Origin of the sequence: Actinoplanes regularis (assembly GCF_900188005.1) — a bacterium.
Classification (GTDB): Bacteria; Actinomycetota; Actinomycetes; order Mycobacteriales; family Micromonosporaceae; genus Actinoplanes; species Actinoplanes regularis.
Genome location: NZ_FZNR01000035.1, coordinates 55,151 through 65,621, shown reverse-complemented (window position 1 = coordinate 65,621; position 10,471 = coordinate 55,151). Strand labels below are relative to the sequence as shown.

Sequence of the window (10,471 nt, the reverse complement as noted above, 5' to 3'; positions counted from 1 at the left end):
CGCGAACGCAAAATCATCATCCTGCGCTTCTACGGCAACCAGACCCAGACACAGATCGCCGAACAAATCGGCATCTCCCAGATGCACGTCTCCCGCCTACTCACCAAAGCCCTCGCCAAGATGCGCAAAACCCTCCCGGCCGACGCCCTCTGATCCACCCGGACGTGACGCGGAACCGCTCGATCATTGAGGACCCGGCGAATCACTTCTTGTCCGAGCGGTGGACGTCGGTGATCCGGCGCGGCCGGGCACGACCCGGCCGATGCCGCAACCCGTAGTCGAGCATCGTCGCCGACAACGAGCAGAAGGGTCGGGCCTGCCGGTGCCGGACTGAGTTCGGCCAGCCGCGGCGTTGAGTGTCATCGAAGCGTAGTCCGGATCCCCCGGCCCTCGCGGTGCGGTACCGAGTACCGTGTCCAGGTTTCAGGTGCGAACAAGCCGCTGACGTGTCCCTCGCCGCTCTGGTGGGCCCCGGGGTACCGGTTTTCGCTCCGTGGCCGGGCGGTGGCGAGGGAGGAGACACAGCGATGAGCAGTTCGGAGCAGCAGCGGGCATCGCCGGGAGCCGACGTGTTCGCCGCCGGCGGTGAGGTCGGCCGGGATCTGGCCACCGTGGACTGGGCGGCGACGCCGCTCGGCCCGCCGGAGGGCTGGCCGCAAAGCCTGCGTACCACGGTGAGCATTCTGCTGTCGTCACGGTTCCCGATGTGGATGGCGTGGGGGCCGCAGCTGACGTTCTTCTGCAACGCCGCGTACCGGCGCGACACGCTCGGCGGCAAGTACCCGTGGGCGCTGGGCCGGCCGGCGAGCGAGGTGTGGGCCGAGATCTGGGACGACATCGGCCCCCGGATCGCGACCGTGCTCAGCACCGGCGAGGCCACCTGGGACGAGGGGCTGCTGCTGTTCCTGGAGCGGTCCGGGTATCCCGAGGAGAGCTACCACACCTTCTCCTACAGCCCGGTACGCGACGACGACGGCTCGCTGGTCGGCATGCTCTGCGTGGTCAGCGAAGACACCGAGCGGGTGATCGGCGAACGGCGGATGGCCACACTGCGCGACCTCGGTTCGGACCCCAGCGTCGTACGCACCGAGCAGGAGATGCTCGCCTTCACCAGCCAGCAGCTCGGTAACAACCTGCGGGACCTGCCGTTCACCGCCACCTACCTGTTCGACGACAACGGCAACGCCCGGTTGGCCGCCGCCACCGGAATCCCCGCCGGTCACCCCGCGGTCCCGGATTCCCTGACCGTGGGTGACCCGTGTCCGGCATGGCCGGTGGAAGCCCTTGCTCGAGGAGAGTCGCCGCTGGTGGACCTCACCGGCACGCCCTTCGACGGCATCCCGGCCGGTGACTGGCCGCATCCACCCACCCAAGCGCTCGTGATGCCACTGGTACAGCAGGGCAGCGCACCTTACGGCTTCCTGGTCGCGGCGCTGAACAGGTACCGGCCCCTGGACGACAGCTATCGCGGGTTCATCGAGTTGACCGCTGGGCATGTCGCGACCGGGATCGCCAGCGCGCGTAGCTACCAGGCTCAGCAGCGGCGGGCGGAGGACCTGGCCGAGCTGGACCGCGCGAAGACCGCCTTCTTCTCCAACATCAGCCACGAGTTCCGGACCCCGCTTACCTTGATCATGGGCCCGGTCGACGAGTTGCGTGGCCGGCTGGCCGACGCCGACCCGCAGATCCGTGACGAGCTGGAGATCATCCACCGCAACGGATTGCGCCTGGGCAAATTGGTCAACACCCTGCTCGACTTCTCCCGCATCGAAGCCGGCCGGATGCAGGCCCACTACGAGCCGGTGGACCTGTCCGCCGCCACCACCGACCTGGCCAGCGTGTTCCGTTCGGCGATCAGCCGAGCCGGGCTCACCTTCGAGGTGGACGTCCGGCCACTGCCCGAGCCGGTGTACCTGGACCGGGGCATGTGGGAGAAGGTCGTCCTCAACCTGCTCAGCAACGCCCTGAAGTTCACCTTCGACGGCGGCATCCGGGTCAGCGTGAGCGCCGAGGACCGGTACGCCGTCATCACGGTCGCGGACACCGGGGTCGGCGTGGCCGAGCACGAGATGCCGCGGCTGTTCGAGCGGTTTCATCGCATCGAGAACGTGCGGTCGCGTTCCAACGAGGGCAGCGGCATCGGGCTGGCCCTGGTGCAGGAACTCGTCGGCCTGCATCGCGGCACCATCGTCGCCGACAGCGCCGTCGGCAAGGGCACGACCTTCACCGTCCGATTGCCGTTCGGCACCGCACACCTGCCGAAGGACACGCCGGCCCCGGCGAACGTCAACAGTGCCCCACCCGCTTCAGCCGACCCGTTCGTCCAGGAAGCCCTTCGGTGGCTGCCGGCCCAGGCCGGCGACGAGGACGTACGGGAGCAATCGCCGCAGGCGCCCGCGGCCGAAAGCGATCAGCGGGCACCGAATGTCACCGCCTCTGTGCTGGTCGCCGACGACAACGCGGACATGCGCGACTACCTCGCCCGGCTGCTGGGCTCCGCCGGGCACCGGGTCGCGGTGGTCGGTGACGGGCAGGCGGCGCTGGAGGCGGCGCGCACCGGCAACCCGGAACTGATCATCAGCGACGTGATGATGCCGGTGATGGACGGTCTGCAACTGGTGGCGGCGCTGCGGGGCGACCCGCGCACGGCCGGCACCCCGGTCCTGCTGCTGTCGGCGCGCGCCGGACAGGAGGCCGCCATCGAGGGCCTCGAGGCCGGCGCGGACGACTACCTGTTCAAACCGTTCTCGGCCGCGGAACTGCTGGCCCGGGTCCGGGCGAACGTCGAGCTGTCCCGGCTGCGCACCGGGCACGCCCGCTGGCGCACCGCGCTGATCGACTCCCTGCAGGAGGCGTTCTTCGTCTGCGACGAGGACGGCGCGGTCATCGAGATCAACACGGCGTTCACCGACATCCTCGGTTTCGGTCCGGAGGATCTTCCGTACGCTCCGATCCACCCCTGGTGGCCCGACGCCGTCACCGACAGCGACGCCCACCAGCAGGTAGCCGATGCCTTCGCTCTGCTCACGGGACACACCCACGGCAGTTACACCATCCCGGTGACCCACCGCGACGGGCACCGCTTGTGGGCCAGTGCCGCCTTCAACCAGGTCCAGGACCCCGACTCCGGACGACGCGTCATCGTCGGCACGTTCCGGGACGTCACCGCCGAGCACTACACCGTCCAGCGCGAAAGCGCGCTCGCCGCCCTCGGCCTGCGACTGTCCCGGTCGGAGAACCTCACCGACGCGCTCAGCGGTGTACTCGCCGAACTACGCGATCTCTGGCAGGCGTCGGACGTGGTCGCGAGCGTCTTCGACACCTCCACCGACCCCACCGTGACCGCCACCGATCCGGCCCTGCGCTGGGAGAACCTGTCCGAGCGGCGCCGGCAGGCATTGCTCGGGCTGCGCGACAAACCGCTGCTCACCCCGGTCACCGAACGATCCTCCGGCGCCGGCATCACCCTCGAGCATCCGCACGGAACCATGGCCCTCTGGATCGGCCTCGGTCCGGCCCGGCCGTTCACCGAGCAGGACGAGACGCTGCTCGCGTTGCTCGCCGGGCACATCGGCCAAGGTCTGCGCCGCATCGCGCAGATCGACCAGCAGCGTGAGACCGCCCTCGCCCTGCAACGTGCCATCCTTGGCCCCGCCCAACTTCCCAGCGGCTTCGCCGTACGCTACGAACCGGCGACCCGCCCGCTGAAAGTCGGCGGTGACTGGTACGACACCATCGAACTGCCCGACGGCCGGATCGGCATCGTCGTCGGCGACTGTGTCGGCCACGGCCTGCGAGCCGCCACGGTCATGGGCCAGTTGCGCAGCGCCTGCCGCGCCCTGCTCCTTCAGGACGCCAGCCCCGCCATCACCCTCCGGGCGCTCGACCGCTTCGCCGCGCTGCTGCCGGGAGCCACGTGCGCCACCGTCTTCTGCGGTGTCCTCGATCCTGAGACCGGGCATCTGCGTTACTCCAGCGCCGGGCATCCACCGGCCATCATCGCCGACACCGACGGCACGACCCACCTGCTCGACCAAGGACGGTCACACCCGATCGGCGTACGTCCCAGCCTGTCGCGACCCGAAGCCGAACACACCATGCCCGGCCGGGCCACGCTGCTGCTCTACACCGACGGGCTCATCGAACGCCGCCGGCAACCGCTGACGACCGGCATCGAACGGGCGACCGCCGCCATCCACGACGGACGAGGCACACCCATCGAACAACTCGCCACCGACGTGATGGCCAAGCTCGCGCCGGCCGGCGGGTACGACGACGACGTAGCCCTGCTGCTCTACCGCCAGCCCGGGCCGCTGGAGCTCGAGTTCCCGGCCGAGGCGACCCGGCTCGCCCCCGTCCGCACCGCCCTGCGCGGCTGGCTCAACCGCGTCGGTGTCGACCCCGCCACCGCGCAGAAAGTGCTCATCGCCGCAGGCGAGGCCTGCTCCAACGCGATCGAACACGGCCACCGCGACAATCCCGGCCGCATCCGGCTGCACGCCGCCGCCACCGCCGACGATCTACGCCTGACCGTCGTCGACAACGGCCGATGGAAGCCGGCCCAGTCGCCCGCGAACTCACACCGCGGGCACGGGCTGGCCTTGATGAAAGCCTTCATGAACCACGTCACCGTCACCACCGGCACCGCCGGAACCGTCATCGACATGCAGGCAAGGATCGTCCCGTGACCAGCACGCTCACCCTCACCGCCGGACACCGCCCCGACGGCGCGCCCAGCCTGACAGCGGTCGGCGAAATCGACATGAGCAACGCCGAAACGTTCGCCACCGTGCTCGCCGACGCCGTCCACCGGTCCGAGAAGAAGCCACTCGTCGTTGACCTCACCGCCGTCGAATACCTCGACAGCGCCGGACTGGCCGCCCTGTTCGAACACGCGGAGCACATCGAACTGCTCTCCAGCCCGCTGCTCGAACCGTTGCTGACCGTTTCCGGCCTCGCCGACCTTGTCACGATCCACAGCCAGTGAGCGTCGGTTGTCACCGCACTCGTCGGCCACCGCTACTACCTGGCGCAGCCCCTGATACACCTGGGTGAGCTCGCCGAGCCGGCCGTTCCCACCGGAGACCGCCCGCGCCGCTGACACCGGATCGCGCCGTGCCGAGCCAGGCGTGACGGGGCGGCCGGCATGGTGGCCGGTCGACCCGGGCGGGGCGACATAAGTCACTGTGGGTGTTGCTGAGACTCCTCAGCGGTTAGCGTGGCGGAGTATAAATCGATATATTTCGATCAACTTCGTCAGGAGTATGGATGCCGACTCCGACCGTGGACCTGCCGTTCCTCGACATCACCGCCCCGGATTTCCGGTTCGATTCTCCGGCGGTCGCCGCCGCCCGCGAAGCGAACTGGTGCGCGGCGACCCCCATGGGCCTCATAGTGCTGCGGTACGCCGAGATGCATCAATTGCTCCGCGACCCACGGCTGGCCCAGAACGGCGAACGCTACCTCGAGCTGATGGGCATCTCGAACGGACCGCTGTTCGACTGGTTCGTACCGATGATCCTGCACCGGCGCGGATCGGACCACCTGCAGCTGCGGCGGCTGGTCAGCAAGGCATTCGCACCACGCATGATCGAAGGACTGCGGCCCTTCATGCGCAACGTCGCGACCGAACTGACCGAAACGCTCGCGGATCGCGACGAGTGCGAGTTCATGGCGGACTTCGCCGACCCGATGCCAGTACGAGTCATGTCCGCGCTGCTCGGCGTCCCGGTCGCGGACTATGACCTGTTCCGGCGCTGGTCGACTGATGTCGGGCTGGTGTTCAGCTTCCACCTGCCACAAGTGCGTGCCCGGGTGGAGGAAGCCGTCATCGGCCTGCACACGTACGTTGACTCGCTGATCGAGCAGCGCCGCGTCGATCCGCGCGAGGACCTGCTGTCGGCGCTGATCGCCGCCGAGGAGAGCGGGAACCGCCTGAGTACGGAGGATCTGCGCAACCTCGCGGTGACCCTCGTGTTCGCCGGGCACGACACCACGCGCAACCAACTCGGCCTGGCACTCACGACGTTCGCCGCGCACCCCGAACAGTGGCGGCTGCTCGGCGCGCATCCGGAACTCGTGCCGCAGGCGGTGGAGGAGGTCATGCGCTGGGCTCCCTCGGTGCCGACCAACTTCCGATTCGCGGTCGAGGACTTCGACCTGCAGGGCGTCCACATCCCCACGGGAACCTTCGTGATGCTCGGCACGCAGGCGGCCAGCCGCGACCCTCGCGTCCTCAGTAACGGCGACCGTTTCGACATCACGCTCCCGCGCGAGACGCCGCACCTGACCTTCGGCGGTGGCCCGCACTTCTGCGTCGGGGCCGCCACCGCCCGCGCCGAGATCGCCGAGTCACTCATCGTGCTCACGAGCCGGCTGGGACCACCGTCGATCACCGGGCACGTGCCGTGGCGGCCACCCACCGCGCTCTACGGGCCCGAGAGCCTGCCACTGCGGTTCGAGCGTCGCTGACCTCTCCCGGGTGATAGCGATTGATCGATGAGAGAGGAAGCCGGCGTCGACGCGAATCCTCGCGGCCAGGTCGCGACGGCGTCGTAGGTGAGCGGCGGCGCGCAGGTCGTGCGCCGCTGTGGGGCAGTTGCCCCACAGCCTGCTGACGAGCACGGCGCTCGCCGGCGGCGCGTTGTAGCTACCGCGGCTGCCCAGACCTGCCGCGCGGCCGGGATGTCCGGCGGGGGTAGTAGCGGCGCAGGAAGCCAGGGCGCCCCATCGCCGCGCAGAGCGCCGAGGCCGGCACCGAGCGGGGCGAATCTCCCGCTGTCGACCGGAATGAGTGCCGAAACCCGGTCCGGCCATCGGAGGACCGGGCGCGACACAACCGAAGTGCTGGTCGGGCGGCATCGGCGTTTCGCCGGTGCCGCCCGTGCGTCGTCAGTGCGGACCGGCCGTTCAAGGTCACCGAGTCCTGCGTGGGCGCCGGCGATCGGGTGGATCGTCAAGCTGGTTCCGGGACAAGGGGCGCGGCGCGAAACACGCGCTCGGCCGCACTCCTGCCGAGTGTCGCCGCATCGGCGCCGGTGGAAGTGATCGCTGCGACCAGGTAGGCCTCGATCGGCAATGCCGGAACGAACGCGGCCGCGATCATCTGAACCGCGGATCCCGGGCGTTTCGGCTGCATGCAGGTTCGAGAAAACAAATTAATTGATGATGGTGACTTTGATGTGATGCGGGGCGGTAGGGCGTAGGGTAATCCTGTCACCCCGGTCCCCGGTGGCGCAGTCCTGTAGATGCTACGGACTCACCGCCACCCGAGGAGTGAACCATGACCGGGATCCCGCCTTCGTTGATCGTCGCCTGCTCGCCTGGCGGCAACCCGGTGTCACCATGACCGCGCCCACCTCCACGGTGCGGCGCATGGCGGCCGCCCCGCCACCAACCGGTGAGCCGGGCCGGCGGCAACCATGTCCGCGCGCCGGGACGACAGTGTCCACTGCGGACATTCACGCGCCTGGCGCCGGTCGGTGGCACCCCGACGCCTTGCTGACCCTGCTGCGGTTCGTCGGCGGACCCGAGCCAGGTCGTTGGTGCGGTTCTTCGGTCGGGAGCTGAAACGTCATCCGGCGGCCGGTATGCCGGTCCGCGCTTCATCGAGTCATTTCTGGGGTTGGGGGGTTGGTGGTGCCCCGGGCGGGGATCTGCCCGGGGCACCACCACAGACCATGGCCGCGATCGGTGAGATCGGCCTGTCGACCTCTGACGTACTGCGCGTCAGACTCCTCTACGTCCTGTCCGCGCTGCACCCCCGCGCATCGAGATCGACCTCGCCGGCGTCACGTTCCTGGATTGCGGCAGACTCTGCGTCCTCGTGCCCCTGGGTCAGGCCGGCACCCGCACCGGATGCCGCCTGCGGATCACGAACCCGAAACCCCCGTACGCCGGGTCCTGGAGACACCGCTGGTGGCCACCGCCGCAGACGGGGTGGGCCGGGTGATCGATGGGTGCAAGCTCCAGGCAGGACAGCTGTCGGCCAAGACCCGAAGCCCCTGCCTGAGCGGTTCAGGCGGGCTGGGGGACGCCGATGAGCCTCAAGTCCCCCGGTCGGACCGAGACGGTGACCGGGCCGCTACCGAGTGGTTCACCGTCGGCGTACACCGGTAGTGGGCGGTTCGCCGTGACGGTGACCGTCCGGGCTCGGCGGGTTTCGATGCCGGGCAGCTCCAGGTGGGTGCCGTGCCGGAGCGCGGCGAGCGCCCGTAGCATCCGGACCCGCGGCAGGGCTCCGACGGTGACGATGTCCAGCAGGCCGTCGTCGAGCCGGGCGTGCGGTGCGACCCGCAGGCCGCCGCCGTACCACGGCGCGTTGGCCACCACGACGGTGTGCCCGGTGAACGAGGTGGTCTGCCCGTCCACGGTCAGCGTGTACTCCACCGGGCGCCACCCCGCGATGACGGCCAAGCCGGCGAGCTGGTACGCGATCGGGTGGCGCGGTAGCCGGCGCCGGTTCGCCAGGTCGTTGGCGGCCGCATCGACGCCGATGCAAGCGCTTCCCGCGACGACCCGGCCGTCCGCCTCCGCCACGTCGACCGGCCGGCCGGGCAGCGTACGCAGGGCCTGAGCGGCAGCGGCCGGATCGGCGGGCAGCGGGGCGCCGCGGGCGAAGTCGTTGCCCCGCCCGGCGGGCACGACCGCCAGCTCGGCATCGGAGCCGACCAGCCCGGCGGCGACCGCGCCCACGACACCGTCGCCGCCGACCGCCAGGACGGTGTGTCCCGCGGCGGCGGCCGCGGCGCCGAGCTCGGTGGCGTGGCTGAGCGAGCGGGTGTACGACACGGTCACCGCGGCACCGCTCTCCCGCAGCGCGCGTGCCAGCCGGGTGATGTGGCCGGCGGCCGTGCCCGCACCGGCCGCCGGATTGACCACGGCGGTGAACTGGTCGCGGTTCACGGCAGCAGGATGCCCGGGTTGAGGATGCCGTGCGGGTCGAGCGCCTGTTTCACGCCTCGCAGGGCCGCCACGCCGACGTCACCGATCTCGCGGGTGTACCAGGGGCGGTGCGCGCGGCCGACGCCGTGGTGGTGGGTGATGGTCGCCCCCGAAGCGGCGATGGCGTCGCTGGCCGCGGCCTTGGCCGCCTGCCACTGCGCGATCGGTTCCTCGGTCTGGGCGGCGACCACGGTGAAGTACAGCGAGGCACCGCTGTCGTACACGTGCGAGATGTGGCACAGCACCAGCGGTGGCGTGCCGGCGCCGGAGAGGTTCTCCATCAGGGCGCCGCGCACGGCGGCGTAGGTCGCCGGCAGCCGGTCCCAGAAGGTGGCCGTCTCCAGCGTCTCGGCGATCGCTCCCGCGTCGAGCAGGGCGTCGCGCAGGTAGGGCGCCCGGAAGCGCCCCTCCTGCCAGGCGTCGCCGGGCGCGGTCCCCAGCGGAGTGCCACCGAGCGCGGTCAGCCGTTGTTCGAGCGCGGCGGTGCGGCCGGCGACATCCTCGGCGGTGCCCTCGACGCCGACCACGGCCAGGCAGCCGTCGGCCTGCGGGCCGCCGGTCGCCGCGTTGATCGCCGTCTCGGCCTCGTCCGACAGCCGCAGCACGGTGGGCAGCGGACCGTCCTGGGCGAGCGCGCGGACCGCGTGGGCGCCGACGTCGAACGACGGGAAGCTCCATCCTGCGTAGTGGCGTGCCTGCGGCGCCGGGTGTATCCGCACGGTCAGCTCGGTGATCACACCGAATGCGCCTTCCGAGCCCAGCAGGAGCTGGCGCAGGTCGGGGCCGGCGGCCGACTCCGGGGCCCGGCCGGTGTCGAGCAAGCCGATCGGTGTGGCCGCTCGCAGGCCGACGACCATCCGGTCGAACCGTCCGTACCCGGCGGACGCCTGACCGCTGGACCGGGTCGCGGCGAAGCCGCCGAGGCTGGCGTACTCGAAGGACTGGGGGAAGTGCCCGAGCGTGAAACCTTCGGCGGCCAGCAGCTGCTCGGCCCGTGGTGCGCGCACGCCGGCCTCGAAGGTCGCGGTCCGCGAGACCCGGTCGAGGTGCACCAGGCGGTCGAGTGCGGCGAGGTCGACCGCGAGCACGCCGGCGAAACCCTCCCGGCGGGCGGCGAGGCCACCGACCACCGAGGTGCCACCGCCGAACGGGACGACCGCCACCCGGTGCCGGGAGCAGGCGGCCAGCAGGTCAGCCACCTGCTGCTGGGTAGCCGGCCGGGCCACCGCGTCCGGCGCGTCGTCGGCTCGCCCGGCCCGCAGTCGCAGCAGGTCGTCGGTGGATTTGCCGGCGGCGTGCGCCAGTCGGCTCTCGTCGTCGGTGGACACCGCGGGGCACACCGAGCGCAGCTCCTTCAGAACCGTCTCGCTCAGGGTGCCGGCCGGCAGCTCGGCGGTCGAGGCCGCGGGACGGGGGCTGGTGATGCCGAGAGCCGCGCTGAGCAGACCGCGTACGCCGGAGGACAGGGTTACGGCGTCAGCGGGGGTTCCCCATCGCGCCACGTCGCGCAATTCATTCATGAGTTACA

The 10,471-nt window shown here is 70.5% G+C and carries 7 protein-coding genes; 4 read left to right on the top strand and 3 right to left on the bottom strand.

Annotated elements, in window-relative coordinates:
* From CHC09_RS42635 to CHC09_RS42620, 4 genes are all read left to right on the top strand, one after another.
* A partial coding sequence (locus CHC09_RS42635; RefSeq protein ID WP_143232906.1) for a sigma-70 family RNA polymerase sigma factor occupies positions 1-153 on the top strand: 153 nt, incomplete at its 5' end.
* A gap of 374 nt (positions 154-527) precedes the next feature.
* Positions 528-4,688 (top strand): SpoIIE family protein phosphatase, encoded by a 4,161-nt coding sequence (locus tag CHC09_RS42630; protein ID WP_089298972.1) that lies wholly within the window; start codon positions 528-530, stop codon positions 4,686-4,688.
* Positions 4,685-4,987: an STAS domain-containing protein gene (locus CHC09_RS42625; protein WP_089298971.1), complete on the top strand. Its 303-nt coding sequence runs from the start codon at positions 4,685-4,687 to the stop codon at positions 4,985-4,987. The genes CHC09_RS42630 and CHC09_RS42625 overlap by 4 nt, the downstream gene beginning before the upstream one ends.
* Before the next feature lie 281 nt (positions 4,988-5,268).
* Positions 5,269-6,471 (top strand): cytochrome P450, encoded by a 1,203-nt coding sequence (locus tag CHC09_RS42620; protein WP_089298970.1) that lies wholly within the window; start codon positions 5,269-5,271, stop codon positions 6,469-6,471.
* Between the two features lie 484 nt (positions 6,472-6,955).
* Here CHC09_RS42620 and CHC09_RS46990 read toward each other — a convergent pair whose 3' ends face one another.
* The 3 genes from CHC09_RS46990 to CHC09_RS42610 all read right to left on the bottom strand — a co-directional run bounded on the left by CHC09_RS46990 (position 6,956) and on the right by CHC09_RS42610 (position 10,463).
* The gene (locus tag CHC09_RS46990) at positions 6,956-7,105 is read right to left on the bottom strand and encodes a hypothetical protein (protein WP_179277534.1); all 150 of its coding nucleotides are present in this window, start codon (positions 7,103-7,105) and stop codon (positions 6,956-6,958) included.
* Between the two features lie 911 nt (positions 7,106-8,016).
* On the bottom strand, positions 8,017-8,904 hold the full coding sequence (locus CHC09_RS42615) for a diacylglycerol/lipid kinase family protein (protein WP_089298969.1): 888 nt from the start codon (positions 8,902-8,904) through the stop codon (positions 8,017-8,019).
* Positions 8,901-10,463 (bottom strand): FAD-binding oxidoreductase, encoded by a 1,563-nt coding sequence (locus CHC09_RS42610; RefSeq protein WP_089298968.1) that lies wholly within the window; start codon positions 10,461-10,463, stop codon positions 8,901-8,903. The genes CHC09_RS42615 and CHC09_RS42610 overlap by 4 nt, the downstream gene beginning before the upstream one ends.
* Between the last annotated feature and the right edge of the window lie 8 nt (positions 10,464-10,471).